Genomic DNA, 19,917 nt, shown 5'->3' with positions numbered 1-19,917 from the left:
AAAAGAAGATAGGAGTTATTAACAGAGTTACCAACACTGTCCAGCATATTAAAATAATGTTCACAAATGACCTAAAATTCCATTTCTAATTTCTATGCGCCCATTTTAGGAGAAAAAATGATACAGTGGGTAATCCAATAAAGCCCACAAGAAACCTCATTTTCGTCATGATGTTAACAACTGACAGCATAGGTGGATAACTATGTGGATAAGTCGATTTATTCTTAAAAAAGTTCTAATGTAACCTGCCGCGTTCCTCTTCATTGCCCGAATTCCTGTCTCCTGATTTCATTGCATTGTTTCCAAAATGATAGCTAATCCCCAGTAATACATATCTGTACAACTGGAAATTCGTAAACTTTTGCTGAATGTTATTAACGGTAGTGGTTATGGAAGGTACACTACTTAAAAACACATCATTTACCGTAAGAGAGAGATCTACTTTCTTGTGAAATGCTGCTGCCTTTACACCAAGGTCTAATTTATAATAACGACCAGTTCTGCTGATGTGATCTACTTCTGGAAATTGATACCAAAAGTTGACTGCAGCAGCCAAGGTCTTCTCTTCATTTAGATAGATATTATTATTGGTTGCCAGGTATAAGCCAAAACCTTTTACACTGTTGATATTAGCCATTTTAGATTGGGCATTGGTATAGGAAAAAGTCAGCTGGTTATTATTGTCCAACCAGGCAGCCAGCGGTAGCGACAGATTTTCAGAAATCCCATAACGATAGGTCTTGATGAAGTTTAAAGGTGTCGTATATACGATATTAGTGTTTTCATCTGCCAGGGTTACATTACTAAAGCCATTATCAGTCAGATTAAAAAAAACTGAAGAAGTAAGTAGATTTTTATAAACATGCGAGACTTCGAAATTGCTGTTGTATTCCGGTTGCAAATAAGGATTACCCTGCCCATAGCTATAAGCGGTATATAAGGATTTATAAGGGTTCAGATTCCAAAAAGTAGGTCTGTTGATCCTGCGTCCAAAATTAAAGGAAAGACTATTATCTGTGTCGGCCTGATAAGATACTGAGAGAGATGGAAATAATTTCACGTAATTATTTGTGGTGTTTTGATTTAAAATATAGGAATAGCCTTCGGTTTGTGTAAATTCCGTACGCAATCCAGCTTTATATTTCCATTGCTGATGGTCGATATTCATACTCGCATACAGTGATTGTGTATTCTCTCTATAATCAAATTCATTGCTCAAACCGGGATTGTACACCAATTGACCATCGGATTGTTTATTATAGTAAAAAGCATTGCTATAATTACTTATAAAACTGATCTTTCCACCAACAGCAAACTGAGCAAAATGTGTGGGTATACTGGCATCTGCTTTAAAGGTATAGATATTGATCCTTTGTTTATTGGTATCAAAATAGCGGATATTTCCCACCGGATTAAGGCTTCCATCCGGTTTGAAGCTATTGCTCTCCAGATTAGAAATGTCTGTACGGTAGTAATTAAAATAATCTCCATTCAGCAGAAGTTTTCTCCCCGTGGTATCAAAATTAATCACACTATGTACATTTACCGCATTGGTACGTGCGATTGGATAATAAGTTGCATAGGTTCTGAGTGTAGAATCTAACCTACCGGTACCAGGATTTCGAAAGGTATTGTTCACATGATCCGAACCTTCATAAACATTTCTGCCACCCATGTAATTTACGCCTACGCTGGTCCTGGAACTCAGTTTATAATCCAGACCAGCCTCGTAATTCAGATTCCGGTATTTGTAGTCGCCTGTATCAGACTGCATCCAAATTTGCTGGGGATAATGAAGATCAGTTTGAAATCCCTCTAAATGATGATCCCGGTCAAAATTCAAACTTGCATGTGCAGATAATTTACTGGAATTATAACTCAGATCAGCTCCGGCATTGACGGCCTGATAATCCCTGGTACCATATACTTTACCCGGATTGTGGAGCCACTGTTTTCCATTCACCTGAACGTTTGCAAAATATCCTTTTTTTGTGTTTTGTTTAGTAATGATGTTAATCAGCCCGGCATTTCCCTCAGCATCATAGTTTGCACCAGGATTTTTAATTAGCTCTATCCTGGAGATTTGGCCAGCTGAAATGGACTTCAAATACCTCGTCAGCTCAATACCTGAAAGCTGTACCAGCTGATCATTGATCATCACCCGTACACTTCCCTTCCCCGCAAGGCCAATCTGCCCATCGCCGATTTTAATCCCCGGCACTTTACTTAGGGCGTTCAAAGCGTCGCTCCCATTTGCTGTAATACTTGCGGCCACATTGTAGACAAGTTTATCTGAATTATTTTTAACAGTAGATTTAACAGCAGTAATTTTAATTTCTCGCAGGTTGGTATCAATCTGTGCCTGTAGTTGTAGATGTAGGATTACTAGTAAAAATAGGGCGAGTAGTCGTTTCAAAGTTTAAAGGGTTTAAATGGTTTCAATCTGTTTGTGTCTTTGCAATTTACTATATTTCCTTATTTTAGCAAGACACACAAATAGAAAACAGATGACACGTATACTCCTTTTAATGTTCTTCTGCTGTATCAGTATGGCAGGATTTGCTCAAACAATTACACAAAACAGCGGCTGGTTGTTTCTGTTGAACAACACCAAATTAAGCGAAAAATGGGGTACGCACCTGGACGTACAGGTTAGATCTTCAGACAACTGGGAAAATGTAAGAAATTTCATGTTCAGACCCGGACTAACCTACTTCATCAGTAAAAAGCAAGATGTTACTTTGGGTTACCTGCTCAACGAAAGCCATAATTTAAAGCAGGGTTTAAACGAATATAAACTCACTGAACACCGGATCTGGGAACAGTATATCTACAAACACAAAATCAGCACAATACTGGTAAGCCACCGGCTAAGGCTGGAACAAAGGTTCATTGACAGACATGAAAAAGAGGATCTTTTTTCCCAACGCTTCCGTTATTTTTTCCGCATGATCCTTCCGCTGGAGAAAGGAATTAAAGATTTTGAAAAAGGAATGTTTGTTGCTTTGCAAAACGAATTTTTCTTAAACCTGCAAAACAAAGATGAACTCAACAAACATGTGTTTGATCAAAACAGGGCCTACGCCGCAGCCGGTTACCGCTTCAGCAGGAAATTTGATCTGGAAGCCGGATATTTAAATCAGGCCATCAAAGGAGTTAGCAACTCAACCGTCAACAATGTTGTTCAACTGGCAGTTTATACCCGATTCTAAATCAAATTGATTAAATGAAAAAGCCGGACTACCATCCGGCTTTTTGCGTATATCGCTAAACTTTTGCTTCTTCACTAAACTTCTCTCCAAAACGATCTGTAGCGACCACTTTTACTTTCCTTACACCAGGCGCAAAATGAGCAATAAAAATATGATCGGTTTTTCTTGGCTCCGGAAAAGTGCGGCCAACAGGGAGTTGATCTCCTTTGTATAAAGTAACAGCAAGCGGATCATAACCAATCTGGTTTTCAAGCAATCCCATAGGACGGCCATCCAGAAAATACTCTACTTTCCATTCCGGGTCCCAGTTCCACACATTGGCAATCAATCTGATCTGGTTGGTCAGCTGATCTACAGAGATACTGATCTGTTTTTCTCTTTCCAATCCTGTCGATTTATAATACCATTTCAGATCTGTTCCATCTACATCATAAACCCCATAACCTCTTGGAGTTCCATCTTCACAAATTGGTCCTGTCCACCAGGCTCCGCACACGGTACCGTGGTTATGCTCATAAATCCCATTCTTAACCACATTCTTATTAAAGTGGGTATGCCCGGACATAATATGAACATGTTTGTACCCTTTAAGTAACTCATAAAATGCCTCATTATTTTTCACTGAATTGTGTACCGGAATATGAAGATTAATGATCAGCAACTGCTCCTTATCTACATATTGGAGGTCTTTAGCCATCCAGTCCAGTTGCACCTCGGTAATATAGCCATCATACTCTCTTTCTACCCCTGAATAACGTACATCATCTAAAACAATATAATGGGCCTTCCCACGGTTAAAAGAATAATAAGTTGGTCCGTAAATCTCTTTAAACGTAACATCAGAAGTTTCATCTCCTCCCTTTCTGTAATCCATGTCGTGATTGCCTAAGGCCTGAAAAAAAGGAATTCCCATTTTTGATACCGCCAGGTTATAGTCTTCAAACAAAGCATGATTGTCCCATACAATATCTCCAACACAAATTCCATGGATCAGCGTCTTTCTATCCAAACTACTCAGCAGGCGCTGTACATCAGGAACAGAAGTCTCCATCATTTGTTGCACATCTTTTTTATTCTTTACCTGAGGATCTGCCCAGATGATAAACTTATGCTTACTATCATCCCTACCCAGCGGCTGTACATGAAAATCGTAGTTATTTCTCACGCCCAGCTTCTCATAATGCTTCACTACACTGTCATCTGTACGGAATTCATAGCCAGCTGGTGTGCTAACAAATATACTGGTTGCTTTCTCGTGAGGTTCAATAGAATAAGTGCCTTTGGCATCTGTTATTACCACAGAATAACCATCTGAAACGACTACACCTTCCACCCCTTTTTTACCAGACAGCACATTTCCATGAATAACCGTATCCCTTTTGAGTCCGTTAAAAGCACTGCTGTTTAAACTAATGAATGCTGCCCCGCTTAAAAGACTCATTCTTTGTATAAAAGATCTTCTCTTCATTGTTATGAAATTTTATTTAAGTGTTGTTGAACCTTCTCCTTCTATCTCAGAAAGTACAGATGTTTTGCTGAGCAGAACATTCGTCTGTGTCCTGGCTTTGATCCATCTCCCTAAAGAAGCATTATAAACCCCGCCGAGTACATAAAAATAACCGATATCCGCTGTTGTATAAGCCAAACACAAGGTATTAGAACCATTGGCATAAAATGGCTGATTTTGCAATGTAATAGGATTGGTTACATCGTAAAAATCTGTATTGGTAATGCGATAACCCATGGCAGGAGGTCCTGCGGTATACAAACTTCCCCCGTTGGCCACAAATAATACATCAATTGGTTTAGAAGCAACAGTAATATTTGTTCCGGAGAAAACTGCCAGTCCAGAAGCATTTCCACTATTGGCAAATAAACCACTGGTCTTTGTACCAAAACCATCTCCGTCTGTAGTCGTATAATTAAAAGCTCTGATCCAGTTTGACGTACTCATACTGGTAGATCCAGAGCCATTGATGGTTTTTCCTGCCCCACCAACATAAAAGAAAGTTCCCTTAGCTGCCGTTCCAGAGCTCAGGTTAAATTTAAAAGTACGCATACCACCAGTTGCCCAGCCATTTGCCGGATAACCGGTTGGCGTGGATGCATTGGCATTATTAGTCACCACAACGGAATAAGGCGTAGCAGCGAAATTAATATCTTTGGTAGCCATTAACTGGATATATTCATAATTTCCATCCGTTCCCTTAACATCGCTGATGAAACCAGTAATGATGATCGGGGCAATTTCTATTTCAGAACTCAACACCACCACATCATCACCTGTACGCGGCCGCTGCTGGGGAATAAGCTGGCCGCCAGAACCCGGCTTGTTAAAGATAATTCCATAATAATTAGCCATAACCGGCAACTGTTTACTGGCAAAGTTTGCCGTAGCTTCAGTATGCAGATTTAAGTCTCCAAAGCCATCATTGAGAATTTTATCTCCGGATAAAACATCTGTGGGTGCAGGCAAAGGATCAAATCCACCTTTTACTATGGCAACAAGTGTACTTTCATATTTATCCGGATTGGCCAGAATCAGATTACCAGGTACGCGGTTTGCCGGGATGGTCTTACCTGACGACACTCTGGTAACCGCCGAAGAAGGAACGTTTGTAATTTGTAAAGTGCCGTCTACCCTTTTCAGCACTCCGCCCTCCACATTAACTATAATAGAGTCTCCTGGCATATATTTCGCTGCATCACTGCCAATGGGAATAGAAATCCCTCTAAGTTCCGATAAACGTCTTTTGTCCTGGAGGACCAGCAAACCTGCAGGCATATTACCTCCGGAATGATCTGAAACTACAATCCCTGTGATCTTATTGGATCCCAGCATATTTTCGGTATTCAGCGTCACATCGGCACCTCTGTACAGATTCCTCAGATCATAGAGTCCAATATAAGGGCTGACCATCCCACCAGGATAATTGCCCTTTTTACAGCTTCCTATAAAAGCTGCAGAAAAAAGAAGAAAAGTATATAAAAGTATCTTTTTCATGTATTTGAGTTTTATGGTTTTTGCCACCACACCTGAGTAAATATTTCATCTCCACCCATAGCAGCAACCGCCGCTTTATAATTGGTTGGATTGGCCGATTGCACATACACCGGATAGGTCAATCTGGCCGGCATCACGCCATCATTTCTTAAACCGGTTCCTTTAGGTAAAACCGGATGTCCTGTACGACGATATTCAAACCATTGCTGCAGATCGGTTAAAAACAAAGCATAATACTTTTGAAGATGGATGCTTTCCATTTTTTGATCCAGAGAGGCTGTCTCATCCCATTCAATATCCGCAGCCGCAAGAAAGGTATTGATATCTTCAGCCCATGTGGGCAGCCAAAGTGTAATGCTGCTTTTAGCTCCATTCGTATAATAGCCAGCTGCAGAACCATTGATCCAGCCTTTAGCCGCAGCTTCGGCAAGAATAAACTGAAGTTCAGCATAGTTCATGATCATTCCTGTCAGGGGGTCGCTTTGCAGTGTAGCTGCAGGCAGGCTGTTCACGGTTTGTCCTGTAGAATAAAAGTATGACTTCTTCACCGGGTTTTCTCCGGGAGCATAACCACTCGGCACCCCTAAATACGCTCCCTGATAAGGCACAATAGCAAACCTGTTTACGCCATTGGTACCATAGGTAGGAATATTGATGCGGGGATCGTTCCAAACCACCAGATGGTCAATGAAGAAACTGGCTATTCCAGGCGTCCTGAAATCCTGTTCTCTGACCCCACCAATAAATGGCGAGGTATAAGGCGCAACACCTGTCCACCTCAATATAGCCGAATCCTCATTACCAGCCATAAGGGGATAAGAAGATGCGTTGGAATCTACAATTTCCTTGATCTTATCAATGCAGGAAGCAGCGACCTCCGATTTTCCAGAAAGCCTCAGCAGTAAACGCAAGTACAGTGTATTCCCAAACTTCCTCCATTTCAATGCATTACCAGCATATACAGGATCACTTCCACCAAGAACGTTTCCAGCCCCATTCAATAAAGTATTGGCTTCCTCCAGTTTCTTGAAAAGATCCAGATAAATGTCTTTCTGCTTGTCAAATACCGGGGTAAAGTTATTGTCATCTTTTCCTTTATTTGACTCGGAATAAGGCACATCTCCATAAGTATCGGTAAGCATACTATAAATCCAGGACTGACAGATCAGTGAAATACCCATATACGTTTTACTGGAGGTCAGCGGCTGTCCTGCTATGGCATAGATATCCTTAAAATTAGTAAGCTGAGTATACCAGCCATTCCAAAGATAATCTCCCCAGGTACGTTTAACGTCGTACCTGAATACCTTGCCTTCCGCATCGCTTGCATCCACGGTAACCTGCATCAGCTCGTTCGTGAAGTTCCGGTTGCGAAACATATTATAACTTACGGTATTCACCAGCGCCGGAGCCAGCAGTTGCTGGGGTAAGGCATTCGGTGTATCATTCGGACTTGTATTAATATCGTTAAAGCCTTTCTTACAAGAAGGCAATACAAATGCCAGAAGAGCGGTAATGGCTATAATTTTATACGTATTTTTTTTCATTCTATTTACATTAAAGACCAATGACCAGGTTAAATCCAAAAGTTCTTGTTGAAGGAAATTGTGCAATTTCAAAGCCCTGGGTAATGTCACTTCCACTCAGAGTACCAAATTCCGGATCAAAGATTGGCCAGTTAGACCATATGTACAGGTTACGTCCATACACACCAACGGTAGCCCGCTGCAGTCCCAATCTTTTAGAGAATTTTGGATTAAGTGTATAATCCAGCCTGGCTTCTCTGAACTTAATAAAGTTGGTGGAAAAGGTATTTCCCTCTGCATTGTCAATTCCATAATGCGAGCGGTAATACCCATCAACGTCAGATGCAATGACATCGTTCTTCCTATAGGTTCCATCCGCATTTTGAACGACACCATTTCCAATGATCCCATTATACCTTCCTGGCAATGTATTGGTCGTTTTTCCTTGTTCTGCCAGCTTATAATTAGTTAAAGAATAGGCTACCGCTCCATATTGGGCATCAAATAAAACATTTAAACGAAATTGCTTGTACTTAAAATCATGGCTCATACTGGTTTTCCATTTTGGAATCGTATTTCCCAGATATACCAGATTGTCAGATAACTTTGCAAAGCCAGTTTTTGCGTCATATACAATCTGGCCATCAGGTGCTCTTAAATACCCTCTCCCATACATATCTCCCATACTTCCTCCAACCTGAGCAACAATTTGTCCACCTCCGGTAGGCCCGTTCTGTAATACGACAGCACTATCTGCCAATGCCTTTATGGTATTTTTGTTGGCAGAAAAAGTCATATTCACTGACCATTCAAAACCATTTCTAAGACGTACAGGTACACCGTTCAAAGCCAGTTCCAGCCCCTTATTACTTACTTTTCCAGCATTGATTACAGCCTGTGAAAACCCTGAAGATCTGTCGATGATCCTTTTAAGAATCTGATCTTTTGTATTTCCGCTGTATAAAGCCAGGTCAAAACCTAGGCGGCTTTTGAAAAATTTCATTTCAGCCCCTACTTCAAAAGTTGTGGTTCGCAGTGGCCTGAGGTTAGGATTCGTTAAAAGCCCCGGATTTTGCAAACCTCCGGAATATACACTTCCTGCTGAAACATAGTTAAATATGGTTTGATAAGGATCGATCCCTCCGCTCCCTACACTAGCTACCGATGCCCTTAGCTTTGCATAATCAATTTGGCGGGGAAGTTTAAACAATTGAGAAGGAAGAAAACTCATACTCAAAGAAGGATAAAAAAATCCCGCATTATCGGTTCTCTCGGCGGTAGCTAATGTACTCGCATAATCCTTACGCGCAGTAATATCCATATAAAGATAGTCTCTAAAACTTGTGGAAAGTAATCCATAAAAACTATTCAATGCATAGGTAGCCTTATAAGGCAAAGTAACCAACGGTCCAGCACTGTTAGACATTTTGTAAGAACCTGCGTACACCAGAGAATCAGCACGAACCTCATCCTTGTTGTAGTTATTCCTTAACATACTTCCGCCTCCGGTAGCTGTTACTGTAAAGTCCCGGTTTAGCTTTTTGTGGTATTTCAACAGAAAATCGCCACTTACTTCCTGGGAGAAAATATTCTGAGTCCGGTAAGATCCTTTGGGATATTTCGTCCCCGCATCGTATGGACGTTGCTGAGCCCTTTGTTCATAACCAAAATCCATAGAGGTACGGAGTTGCAGGCTAAGCTCTTTAGTGATATCATAAGCTGCCTGAACATTTCCAGTAAAGGAGTTTCTGCTGGATTTATTAATAAACTCATATGAAACAGCATAAGGATTTTCGGGATATGAACTATAAGGGTAAAAAATTACCTTATTCTCTTGTCCGTTCTTCCAATAATTTTTTAACCAGTTGATATCTGCATTGGGCTGCCAGAAAATAAACCAATACATAATGGATTGGTTTCCGTAGCCAGCACCAGGTAAATTATCACTTGATTTATTATTATAATTGATTTTTGAACTGATGGTGAGTTTATCATTAATCTTTGAATTTACAGATAAGGCCACGCTATTCCTTTGATAACCTGTATTTGGTATGATCCATTTGTTGTTCACATTGGTCGCAGAAAAACGTGCTGTCGTTTTATCTGAGCCACCATCTATACTCACAGAATTGGTATAGGTCTGTCCAACATCAAAAAATTTTCTGATCTGATTTTTATAGGGTACCCACGGTGTACGTGTTGTACCTGGTGTCTGTGTCAGCGGATCCAGTTGAAAAAAACTCTGTCCGTCAAATTTAGGGCCATACGCAGAACTTGTACCGCTGGTACTGGCACCGTCGGCACTATTACCGTAAGAATAATAGTTAGACCCCGCCGTACCCTGTCCGTATTCGTATTGAAGATCCGGCCAGCGGTTTGGTTCTTCAAAAGCCACATTAGAGTTAATGGTAATCCCAATACCCTTCTTCTTCGCACTTCCGGATTTAGTGGTTATCAATATGGCACCGTTTGCACCTCTTTGACCATACAAGGCAGAGGCTCCAGGTCCTTTCAATACACTTACACTTTCAATGTCCTCCGGATTGATATCGTTAATCCCACTTCCGTAATCTGCAGGCATCATATCGCTACTGGTCCCATAAGCAGATTCACCACCATTGGCAGTCCGCCGGCCACTCCCCTGGCTAATCACTACACCATCTACTACAATCAGGGCTTCGTTATCACCTGTTAAATTATTCTCGCCCCGCAGGATAATCTTATTAGAACCGGTAGGGCCGCTATTTGATCTTACCAAATTTAGCCCGGCAACTTTACCGGATAAAGCATCTGTCCAGTTGTTTGATATCGCACCGGTTAGCTGTTCTCCGCGAACTGTACTTACTGCATACCCAAGAGATTTCTCTTCTCTCTTTATTCCCAAAGCCGTCACCACCACTTCATTCAATGCATTTGGTACTGTTTTTAGTTGCACATTAAGTGTTGTAGCATGATTGGCCTGAACAATTATATTTTCCTTTTTTAAGGTTTCAAAAGAAATAAAGCTGATTTCTACCGTATACATACCCGGTACAACATTCAAAACATAAGAGCCATCATTTTGACACTGTGCAGAAACATTAGCCTTTACAATTCTAACAGAAGCCCCCGGAAGCGGCTCACCCTGGTCATCCAGAACCTTTCCTGTTACCTTACCTTTTTCCTGCGGCCTTGGCACAATCAGAATGTTTCCGTCACCAGAAGCCTTAAAGGTAAAAACTGTACCTTTTAACAGCAGATTTAAGATTTCCTGAACAGAACGTTCTGCTTTGGCAATACCCGAAATCATCCGTTTATCATTTAACTGTGTGTTGTTGTAATTAATAGATACTCCACTCAACTTCTCCACCTGCTGAAAAGCGTTTTTAAGCATAATCCCTTCTGCCTCAAAAGTGATCTTCTTGTTGGTGATTTGTGCTTGTGTTTTAAAACTGCAAAACGACAGCTGCAAAAGCACCAGTATGGTCAGAAACCATATATTTTTCATATATTTACTTAATTTTATACTTATTCCTAAATGAGTTTAAATCAACTTACAGCCTGGGGTTGTTACCAGCAACTCCCGGGCTATTTTACACTAAATCCTGGTAAATTCTATTTCATAATCTTCCCTCCTTTTTGATCGTTATTGGAAATAAAAACATGATTGTCCTTTTGCGTAAAAGATAAACCAGAGAGTGTTGTCAGGTCTTCCATGACTTGTTTTAATGGGAAATTTTTGAATTTAGCTGTAAGTCTGCTCTCTCCTAAGTCAGGATCGGTAAACTCTATTTTCACACCATAACGGTGTTCCAGCGACACGGCGATCTCCTTTAGAGGCGTGTTATAAAAAACAAAATGATTGTTGATCCATCCGCTTACTTCGGCAGCATCAACCTTATTGAAAGTATATAAACCATTATTTGTATTAATTTTAAGCTGTTCGTCGGGAAGGAGATACCTCACCAGCTGGGTCTTACCAGCTACTGATGCCATTACTCCAACTTTACCGGTTCGAACGGTTACAGCTACTTTATTTTCCGAAGCATAGGCTTTTACGTTAAAAGAAGTACCCAGTACAACGGTGGTAATTTCTCCGCTTTTCACCACAAATGGTCTTCTGGACTGGTGTACGACATCAAAAAACGCCTCACCATCCAGATAGACCATACGTTTTGTTCCAAGAAACGCTTTTTCATAGCGGATTTTACTGCCACCACTCAAATACACCACCGAACTGTCTGGTAACAGAATTCTGGAATGCTGGCCGTTGGGATTACTGAGTTCTGCGTAATCAACAGGTACTGTTATTTTATGAAAAAACAAGACCAAACCAAATGTACTCATCAACAGCGCCACCGCAGCGTAAGCCAGCCAACGAGTCTTTCTCTTTGCATGTATTACAGGCTTTTCTTCCTGATCAATATGTGCCTGTACCCTTGCCCAGGTTTGAATGGCATTATCCCGGTTTCTAAAATAAACCCGGGATGCTTCCAGAATTTCTATGGTTTCACTGAACTGTTCCAGATGCTCCGGACTCTCCTCTATCCATTCCTGCAACTGGGTTAACCCCTCATCACTGATGGTTTTCTCAAAATATTCTACAATTAGGCGGTAACTCTGTTCTTCCATTTCATCTGTCTACACCCATAAAGACAGATTTTGCAACACCGATACGTAGCCAAACAGATTAAGCTTAGGTTAACAAATCATTAACTGCCAGAATTAAAATAACTGGAGTTTTTCAACAGCTCCCGAAGTTGCTTAATGGATTGATAGAGCGTAGTTTCCACAGTTCTAACTGAAATTCCGAGAATCTCAGCAATTTTCTGTTTATCAAAATGCTCAAACCGGCTCATTAACAACACCTCCCGCTGCCGAAGGGGCAACTGATCAATAGTCAACAAGATTCTTTGATAAGATTCTCTGCCCAAAAGGATGCGAAAGGGGGTTTCCTTATCCGTAAATAAATGTTGTTCCAAATCGAAATTCTCTACCAGATCTACAGGATCCTTCTTCTTTTCCTTATAATTGATGGACTGGTTTCTGGCAGATACAAACAGGTAATTTTTAATTTTAAGAATATCACTTTCTTTCCTGTTGTCCCACAATCTGATAAAAATGTCTGCTATAATTTCTTCTGCAACAGTATAATCCTTTGTATATACTGCACAAAACTGGCAGAGTGTTTTGTAGTAACGATCAAAAAGAGTTTCTAAAGCCAGTGGATCATCTGATTTCAAAAGATTCGTTAACGCTTCATCTGTAAGTTCAGAATACATGCCGGTTTCAGTATTTCCAGCAAAGTTAAAGAAGCAATATTAGCCTAATGTTAAATTAAGAGGGATTCTGACATCAGCTTTTAGAGTGCTCGGGTAACAACAGAGAAAATCACAGGCAATTTAGTTTCATCACATATTTATTAAAAAGAAATTAATATATTCATATCACCAAACCAACCAACAATGATCCCGTTAAAAAATATGCTGAATGCAAAACAAAGAAATTTGTTACTCATCAATGGATGGCACATTAGCTTCCTGATGATGCTATTTGGAGCCATTAGTATTCAATGTGACCACTATCTTATGATGGCACTAATGTTCTCTCCATTTTGTGCCTATGTCATTTTCAGCATCTACTTAATCCGTACCAGAATAAAGATCAACAAGGACAAAATCCTTAAAATAACAAAGTGGCAAAGGAATTAATATAAGCGCTATGAATAACCAGCTAACCAGGTCTGCGCCCGGAAAAAATAGATTTTAATGGCCGAACCTCAGGGCCTGTAAGGTCCAGAGAGGCCATAAAATCTATTTTTTTTAAAAAGAAAAAATCGGGAAGCTTAACGTTCCAAATCTTCAATAATAAGTTTCGCTGTCCTTTCAGAAGCACCAGGCAAACCCATTTTCAGCGCCAGTTCTTCATAATCCTGCAGCATTCTTTCCCTCTGGTTACCATCAAGCAAAGGCTGCAGATCCTTAAAAATCTGTTCTGTATTACAGTCTTCCTGGATCAGTTCTTCAACTACCTTTCGGTTCATAATCAGGTTTACCAATGAAATGAAGCGGATCTTAACCACCATTCTGGCAATCGCAATAGATAAAGGATTACCTTTATATACAACCACCTGAGGGACCCTAAACAGGGCTGTTTCTAAAGTCGCTGTACCAGAAGCCACAACTGCGGCACTTGCCACCTGCAACAGGTCGTAAGTCTGGTTAAAGACCAGGCTAACCTTTTTTGTACCTGTGAACTGCCCATAATATTCTTCTGTAAAAGACGGTGCTGCGGCCACAACGAAATGGCAATCAGCAAACCGTTCAGTTAAGCTAAGCATAACCGGAAGCAAACGTTCTATTTCCTGTTTTCTGCTTCCAGGCAATAAAGCAATCACCTTTTCTTCTCCAATTTGATGGATTTCCTTAAAGGCTGGGTTAGGCGTAAAATTTGCTTTCTCATCCAATAAAGGATTTCCTACGTAATCCACCTCCATTCCCCATTCTCTGTAAAAATCCACTTCAAAAGGCAGGATACAGAAAAGCCGGTCAACAATCTGTTTGATCTTTAATACCCTTTTTTGGTTCCAGGCCCAGACCTTCGGAGAAATGTAGTAAAATACCCGGATGCCATTTGCTTTTGCAAATTCAGCAATCTTGAGGTTAAAGCCAGGGAAATCGATCAGAATCAGAGCGTCCGGGTGATCCCCCAGAATATCTTCTTTACAAGTTTTGAGGTTCTTAAAAATGGTACGCAGATTTAAAACCACCTCAGCAAAGCCCATAAAAGCCATTTCTGCATAATGCTTTACCAGATGCCCCCCCTCGGCCTGCATTTTATCTCCGCCAAAATACCTGAAGGATGCTTCAGCGTCATTCTTTTTCAAGGCTTTCATCAGATTGGCCCCATGAAGGTCGCCGGAAGCTTCTCCTGCTACAAGATAATACCGCATTACTGGCGAACTTTATACACAAAGAAAGCCAGGGCCCAGATAAAAGTGGCGCTCAATACGCCGCGGCCTGTGTTTTCTTTGTTTTGTTTAAAAAAATATTTGAGTAGCAGGGCGTTTACGCCAATGCAGCAGATCAGTAAAAGATCAGCTTTAGCCAGATAGGACACCACATGCATAATATACCAGGCTATTCCAATCAGCAGACCAGGAGCCAGAATACCAATCCCAAATCCCGTAAGCACGGTATCTTTGATTTGCCTAAACATCAAATGTCCATGAATTTAAAACTGGAATGGCATGGTGGGCGGTCAGGTCAAACTGAACTGGTACAACGGAAGTATAACCATGGTCCAGTGCCCATACATCGGTATCCTCTCCTTTATCATTGTTCTGAAACACACCGGTCAGCCAATAGTAAGGTCTTTGGTAAGGATCCTTTCTTTCGTCAAATTCTTCGGCCCATTTGGCATTGGCCTGCCTGCATATCTTAATACCTTTGATGTCTGCACCATTCGGAAAGTTGACATTTAGCAAGGTTGCAGGGGGAAGACCATGCTCCAGCACCTGTTCACAAATTACTTTAATAAATTTCTTGCAATGGCTAAAATCCGCTTCCTGAGCATAGTCGTCTAAGGAAAAACCTATAGATGGAATTTGCTCGATAGCTCCTTCTACTGCTGCGGACATCGTACCTGAATAAATCACATTAATGGAATTGTTCAATCCATGATTGATACCTGAAACACAAAGATCCGGCTTCTTTCCTTTGAAAATCTTATTCACTGCCAGTTTCACACAATCAACCGGTGTTCCCGAACATTTATACATTTCAACACCTTCATACAGTTCTACTTTGTCAAAACGAAGAGGCTTACCTATGGTGATGGCATGTCCCATTCCAGATTGAGGGCCATCCGGCGCAACCACAACTACATTACCCAGTTCCTGTACCACCTCTATTAAGTTTTTGATACCCGGAGCGGTGATCCCATCGTCGTTAACGACTAAAATATTTGGTCTTGAATGTTGTGTTTTCATCTGTATTGCTGTTTAATGGATTAAATTTTAATCCTACAAAAATACAAGAATTAAACAGATTAATCAGGATTATCCTGAATTCAGCTACCAATATTATGCGGGTTCCACTTATCTTTGATCGTAACATAAACAGCAAAAATGCATCTTATGTAGGCTAACAAGCTCATGATTAAAAAAACTTGATATGATTAAAAACAAACTATTACTGATTGCTGGTTTTCTGCTCACCGGAGCGGCCGTAATGGCTCAATCTGCCTATCAGTGGAAAACCGCATCCTCTGGTGGCTATACTTATAAGTATGTGACCAATGATCCTTCTAAATCTCGTTTTTACACGCTTAAAAACGGATTAACTGTAATTCTTTCTCAGAATACAAAGGAGCCTAGCATCGAATTCCGCATGGCGGTGCGTGCCGGAAGTAATACAGACCCCCGCACCAATACCGGCCTGGCACATTACCTGGAGCACCTGCTCTTTAAAGGTACCGATAAGTTTGGAACAACAGATTATGCAAAAGAAAAGCCTTATTTAGATAAGATTGATGCGCTTTACGAACAATACAACAAAACGACAGATCAGGCAAAACGTAAGGAGATCTATAAACAAATTGACAAAACTTCGGGCGAAGCCTCTAATATTTCTATCGCCAATGAATATGATAAAATGATCCAGGGCCTGGGCGGTCAGTCTTCCAATGCCCATACTTCTGTAGAGGAAACCGTGTACCAGGAAGACTTTCCTTCTAATGCCGTAGATAAGTTCCTGGCCTTACAGGCAGAACGTTTCCGCAACCCGATTTTCCGCATTTTCCATACGGAACTCGAAGCGGTATACGAAGAAAAAAACCGTGGTCTGGATAATGATGGCAACAAAATGTACGAGGGTATGTCCAGTTTGCTGTTTCCTACACACAATTACGGCCAGCAGACCACTATAGGTTTGGTAGAGCATTTGAAAAATCCATCCCTTGTCGAGATTAAAAAATATTACCACAAATATTATGTACCAAACAATATGGCGGTGGTTTTAGCTGGTGATTTCACCCCGGATGAAATGATTAAAAAGGTAGACAAAGCTTTTGCTTATATGCAGCCAAAACCTGTAGAATTATACAATCCTGCGCCAGAAAAACCGCTAACCAAAATTCAGACACTGGATGTGTATGGCCCAAGTGCTGAAAACATGCAGATCTTTTATCGCGGTTATGCCGAAAACACCAGGCAAAGCCTCCTGCTGGACCTGATTTCAAGCATACTTTCTAATGGCAAGGCAGGTTTGATCGATATCAACCTGAACAAACAGCAGAAAGTACTGAAGGCAGGTGCTGGCTATCAGCAAATGAAGGATTACGGTATCTTTTATTTAACGGCCCAGCCTAAGCAAGGGCAATCGCTGGAAGAGGTAAAAAAACTGGTGATGGAGCAAATTGACATTCTGAAAAAAGGAGGTTTTGATGAATCGCTGATCAAGGCTACAGTGGCCAACAGTAAATTAGCGCTATTGCAACAATTTGATCAAAATGCTTTCCGTGTAGAGACAACTACGAATGAATTTATCCTGAACCGGGCAAGCAAATGGGACAAGTCTCTAGACGGACCGGATGAAATGGCCAAGGTTACCAAAAAACAAATCGTGGATTTCGCCAATACCTTCTTTAAAGACAATTATGTGGTGGGCTATAAACACAAAGGTGTGGATAAGAACATTGTTAAAGTAGAGAAGCCTGCAATTACCCCTATTAATCCGAATGCAAATGCCATTTCAGCATTTACCAAAAGTATCCTGGAAGCACCTGTGAAACCGATTGAACCTAAATTCCTGGATTATAGTAAAGACCTGAATTTTGGTAAAGTAGGAATCGCTGATGTCGTTTCAGTAGAGAACAAAGACAACAGTATTTTTCACCTGACCTATCGTTTTGATTTGGGTGCTTATAATAATAAATTACTGCCGTATGCGGCTCAGTACCTGAACTTCCTGGCTACAGACAAATATACAGCAGAGGAGATCAGCAAACAGTTTTACAATATTGCCTGTAACTACAGCATGAATGTAGGCAATGAGATTGTAACCGTAAGTATTAGCGGTTTGCAGGAAAATTTTGATAAGGCGGTAAGTCTTACAGAGCATATTTTCGAAGTTTGTAAACCAAACGAAAAAGCGCTTACAGAATTAAAAAGCACGATCTTAAAAGGCAGACAAAATACAAAGCTGAACAAAGCGGCCATCTTAAGCGGATTGGTTACTTATGCACAATATGGTGCTAAAAATCCATTGAATAATGTATTGAGCAATGATGAGGTGAATAAGATGACAGCTGAAGAATTGGTCAATATCCTGCATAACCTCAGCAATTACAAACATACCATTACCTATTTTGGACCGGAAACGCTGGGTACTTTTACTGCTGACATAGCTAAACTACATCACCTGCCTTCAGCATTCACCCCGGAAGCACCTGCAGTTAAATTTGACTATACTTCAACGAATAAGAACCAGGTACTTTTTGCTGATTATGACATGGTGCAATCTGAGATCAGATGGGTTAGGAACGATGGAATGTACAATCCGGATCTGGCTGGTAAAATCAATTTATTCAATAATTATTTTGGTGGTGGTATGGGTTCCATTGTATTCCAAACCATCAGAGAGTCTAAGGCCCTGGCCTATTCTACTTATGCCTTCTATTCTGCTCCGGATAAAAAGGATAAAGAATATGCAATGATTGCTTACGTAGGCAGTCAGGCAGATAAGATGAATGATGCAGTTAAAGGGATGAACGAACTTTTAACCGCGCTACCGGAGAACGAAAAATCTTTTGAGGGTGCAAAAAGCAATTCTGTGAATGCTATTCAGACGGAACGTATTGTTAAGGATGGTATCCTTGCTGCTTATTTTTCGGATAAGAAACTAGGCTTCGACCATGATTCCAGGATAGATCTCTACAATACGATTAAACCCTTGAAATTGTCTGACATGAAAGATTTTCATGCTGCACATGTATCTGGAAAAGCTTATAATTATTGCATTGTGGCTTCTGAAAAAAATGTAAAAATGGATGATCTGCAAAAGTTTGGTCCGGTAACCAAATTGAGCTTAGAACAAATTTTCGGATATTAATTCCTATTTCATAACTTAAAAAAGGCCCGGAGAATTGCTCCGGGCCTTTTTTTATGAAGACAATTTCTACAGTGATTTTAACCAAGTGACCACTTCATCACGGGTCTTGCCTGTTTTTTGCTGAAGTTTCCCCAACAACTCATCATCCTTTCCCTCTTCGTGTTTGAGATCATCTTCTGTAAGATCTGCATAAGCTTGCTTAACCTTACCTTTAATCTCATTCCATTTTCCTTGCAATTCTAACTTATCCATAGTAGGTGTTTTTAATGTTTAAACTATAGAAACAACACCTTAAAAATAAAATTGTTTGGCCTTGCAACTATCTTGCCCTTCCGATCGTCTTACTAAAAAACAATCAAATGAAACAATTCTACTATTTGCTGTTGCTTCCTGTACTGCTGTTCAACAACTCTTGTACAATGATTATAAAAAGTCTGGGAAAGTCCGTTGCTAAACACTATGATGACCACAAGGACTTGAATTTGTCTAAGCTCAGTTTACTTGACAGAGCCGATCACCAGGAAACTCTCGGAAAATCCTTCTCTGGAAAAACCGTTTATATGTATGTATGGAATCAGGATCTACCTCCGGATGACCGGAATTCAGATTACAAAGCATTAAAACAACGATTTCAAAAATACAACGATGTCGTCTTCATTAATGTCTACACAGGCAATGATGAGAACAAATGGAAAAAGGTACAAGACTTGAAAAATGAACAAGTGAAGGCTTACAGGCTAACTGCCGCACCTGAAAGTGATGCCTTCAGAAACCTGACTGATTCTGTGACACGCCCACAGATCATTGGTAAAGACGGAGCTTTACTTGGTTTCAGAGGTCCTACTCCTACTGATCATTTGGTTGTGGACTACGCTTTATATCAGGCACGAAATGGAATAGACGCGACACAGTCTACAAAAACATTGATCCAGGGCATCAACAGCAAGGTAAAGTTTAAAAACCAGGATCTCCTGCTTTGGTATGAAGATCACTTTGGCAAAAAACCAGATGAAAAACTGAACATCAGTATTTCAAACAACAATTAATAGAAAAAACCGTTCGGGCTATCCGAACGGTTTTTTCTT

15 protein-coding genes are annotated in these 19,917 nt (G+C 40.5%); 4 read left to right on the top strand and 11 right to left on the bottom strand.

Annotated features, from left to right (window positions below):
- Positions 1-235: 235 nt before the first annotated feature.
- Positions 236-2,416: a TonB-dependent receptor domain-containing protein gene (locus R2S08_RS17085; RefSeq protein WP_316836274.1), complete on the bottom strand. Its 2,181-nt coding sequence runs from the start codon at positions 2,414-2,416 to the stop codon at positions 236-238.
- 91 nt (positions 2,417-2,507) lie between these two features.
- Here R2S08_RS17085 and R2S08_RS17080 point away from each other — a divergent pair, with 91 nt between their 5' ends.
- Positions 2,508-3,212, top strand: a complete 705-nt coding sequence (locus R2S08_RS17080) for a DUF2490 domain-containing protein (RefSeq protein WP_316836273.1) — start codon at positions 2,508-2,510, stop codon at positions 3,210-3,212.
- Between the two features lie 55 nt (positions 3,213-3,267).
- Here the strand turns inward: R2S08_RS17080 and R2S08_RS17075 are convergent, their stop codons facing one another.
- The 6 genes from R2S08_RS17075 to R2S08_RS17050 form a co-directional block, all read right to left on the bottom strand.
- Positions 3,268-4,680 carry a calcineurin-like phosphoesterase family protein gene (locus R2S08_RS17075; protein WP_316836272.1) on the bottom strand — a complete coding sequence of 471 codons (1,413 nt, stop codon included), beginning with the start codon at positions 4,678-4,680 and terminating at the stop codon, positions 3,268-3,270.
- A 12-nt stretch (positions 4,681-4,692) separates the two neighbouring features.
- Positions 4,693-6,216 (bottom strand): DUF5689 domain-containing protein, encoded by a 1,524-nt coding sequence (locus tag R2S08_RS17070; protein ID WP_316836271.1) that lies wholly within the window; start codon positions 6,214-6,216, stop codon positions 4,693-4,695.
- Positions 6,217-6,227: 11 nt separating this feature from the next.
- A complete protein-coding gene (locus R2S08_RS17065) occupies positions 6,228-7,763 on the bottom strand; it encodes a SusD/RagB family nutrient-binding outer membrane lipoprotein (protein ID WP_316836270.1) in 1,536 nt (511 codons plus the stop codon).
- A gap of 10 nt (positions 7,764-7,773) precedes the next feature.
- Positions 7,774-11,229 (bottom strand): SusC/RagA family TonB-linked outer membrane protein, encoded by a 3,456-nt coding sequence (locus tag R2S08_RS17060; RefSeq protein ID WP_316836269.1) that lies wholly within the window; start codon positions 11,227-11,229, stop codon positions 7,774-7,776.
- Positions 11,230-11,336: 107 nt separating this feature from the next.
- Positions 11,337-12,353 (bottom strand): FecR family protein, encoded by a 1,017-nt coding sequence (locus R2S08_RS17055; RefSeq protein ID WP_316836268.1) that lies wholly within the window; start codon positions 12,351-12,353, stop codon positions 11,337-11,339.
- Between the two features lie 80 nt (positions 12,354-12,433).
- Positions 12,434-13,003 (bottom strand): RNA polymerase sigma factor, encoded by a 570-nt coding sequence (locus R2S08_RS17050; RefSeq protein WP_316836267.1) that lies wholly within the window; start codon positions 13,001-13,003, stop codon positions 12,434-12,436.
- Positions 13,004-13,186: 183 nt separating this feature from the next.
- On the opposite strand from R2S08_RS17050, the gene R2S08_RS17045 reads away from it, so the two are divergent.
- Positions 13,187-13,432, top strand: a complete 246-nt coding sequence (locus tag R2S08_RS17045; RefSeq protein WP_316836266.1) for a hypothetical protein — start codon at positions 13,187-13,189, stop codon at positions 13,430-13,432.
- Between the two features lie 134 nt (positions 13,433-13,566).
- Here R2S08_RS17045 and lpxB read toward each other — a convergent pair whose 3' ends face one another.
- Genes lpxB through surE form a run of 3 tightly spaced genes read right to left on the bottom strand, consistent with a single transcriptional unit; the run spans position 13,567 to position 15,711 of the window.
- The gene (gene lpxB / locus R2S08_RS17040) at positions 13,567-14,673 is read right to left on the bottom strand and encodes a lipid-A-disaccharide synthase (protein ID WP_316836265.1); all 1,107 of its coding nucleotides are present in this window, start codon (positions 14,671-14,673) and stop codon (positions 13,567-13,569) included.
- A complete protein-coding gene (locus R2S08_RS17035) occupies positions 14,673-14,939 on the bottom strand; it encodes a stationary phase survival protein SurE (RefSeq protein WP_316836264.1) in 267 nt (88 codons plus the stop codon). Before R2S08_RS17035 ends, lpxB begins: the two co-directional genes overlap by 1 nt.
- Positions 14,932-15,711, bottom strand: a complete 780-nt coding sequence (gene surE / locus R2S08_RS17030; RefSeq protein ID WP_316836263.1) for a 5'/3'-nucleotidase SurE — start codon at positions 15,709-15,711, stop codon at positions 14,932-14,934. The genes R2S08_RS17035 and surE overlap by 8 nt, the downstream gene beginning before the upstream one ends.
- Before the next feature lie 184 nt (positions 15,712-15,895).
- Between surE and R2S08_RS17025 the strand changes: the two genes are divergently transcribed.
- A complete protein-coding gene (locus R2S08_RS17025) occupies positions 15,896-18,832 on the top strand; it encodes a M16 family metallopeptidase (RefSeq protein ID WP_316836262.1) in 2,937 nt (978 codons plus the stop codon).
- A gap of 66 nt (positions 18,833-18,898) precedes the next feature.
- On the opposite strand, the gene R2S08_RS17020 is transcribed toward R2S08_RS17025, so the two are convergent.
- The gene (locus R2S08_RS17020) at positions 18,899-19,084 is read right to left on the bottom strand and encodes a CsbD family protein (RefSeq protein WP_108554509.1); all 186 of its coding nucleotides are present in this window, start codon (positions 19,082-19,084) and stop codon (positions 18,899-18,901) included.
- A 107-nt stretch (positions 19,085-19,191) separates the two neighbouring features.
- Here R2S08_RS17020 and R2S08_RS17015 point away from each other — a divergent pair, with 107 nt between their 5' ends.
- A complete protein-coding gene (locus R2S08_RS17015; RefSeq protein WP_316836261.1) occupies positions 19,192-19,878 on the top strand; it encodes a hypothetical protein in 687 nt (228 codons plus the stop codon).
- Positions 19,879-19,917: the final 39 nt, after the last annotated feature.

This window comes from Pedobacter nutrimenti (genome assembly GCF_032678445.1).
GTDB lineage: Bacteria > Bacteroidota > Bacteroidia > Sphingobacteriales > Sphingobacteriaceae > Pedobacter > Pedobacter nutrimenti_A.
Note: the sequence above shows the minus strand (reverse complement) of the source record. Positions and strands in the feature narration are given on the sequence as shown.

Bases quoted from the DNA above. Each gene is read 5' to 3' on its own strand.
- R2S08_RS17080 (WP_316836273.1), top strand. From the start codon at position 2,508: ATGACACGTATACTCCTTTTAATGTTCTTCTGCTGTATCAGTATGGCA.
- R2S08_RS17075 (WP_316836272.1), bottom strand. From the start codon at position 4,680: ATGAAGAGAAGATCTTTTATACAAAGAATGAGTCTTTTAAGCGGGGCA.
- R2S08_RS17070 (WP_316836271.1), bottom strand. From the start codon at position 6,216: ATGAAAAAGATACTTTTATATACTTTTCTTCTTTTTTCTGCAGCTTTT.
- R2S08_RS17065 (WP_316836270.1), bottom strand. From the start codon at position 7,763: ATGAAAAAAAATACGTATAAAATTATAGCCATTACCGCTCTTCTGGCA.
- R2S08_RS17060 (WP_316836269.1), bottom strand. From the start codon at position 11,229: ATGAAAAATATATGGTTTCTGACCATACTGGTGCTTTTGCAGCTGTCG.
- R2S08_RS17055 (WP_316836268.1), bottom strand. From the start codon at position 12,353: ATGGAAGAACAGAGTTACCGCCTAATTGTAGAATATTTTGAGAAAACC.
- R2S08_RS17050 (WP_316836267.1), bottom strand. From the start codon at position 13,003: ATGTATTCTGAACTTACAGATGAAGCGTTAACGAATCTTTTGAAATCA.
- R2S08_RS17045 (WP_316836266.1), top strand. From the start codon at position 13,187: ATGATCCCGTTAAAAAATATGCTGAATGCAAAACAAAGAAATTTGTTA.
- lpxB (WP_316836265.1), bottom strand. From the start codon at position 14,673: ATGCGGTATTATCTTGTAGCAGGAGAAGCTTCCGGCGACCTTCATGGG.
- R2S08_RS17035 (WP_316836264.1), bottom strand. From the start codon at position 14,939: ATGTTTAGGCAAATCAAAGATACCGTGCTTACGGGATTTGGGATTGGT.
- surE (WP_316836263.1), bottom strand. From the start codon at position 15,711: ATGAAAACACAACATTCAAGACCAAATATTTTAGTCGTTAACGACGAT.
- R2S08_RS17025 (WP_316836262.1), top strand. From the start codon at position 15,896: ATGATTAAAAACAAACTATTACTGATTGCTGGTTTTCTGCTCACCGGA.
- R2S08_RS17020 (WP_108554509.1), bottom strand. From the start codon at position 19,084: ATGGATAAGTTAGAATTGCAAGGAAAATGGAATGAGATTAAAGGTAAG.
- R2S08_RS17015 (WP_316836261.1), top strand. From the start codon at position 19,192: ATGAAACAATTCTACTATTTGCTGTTGCTTCCTGTACTGCTGTTCAAC.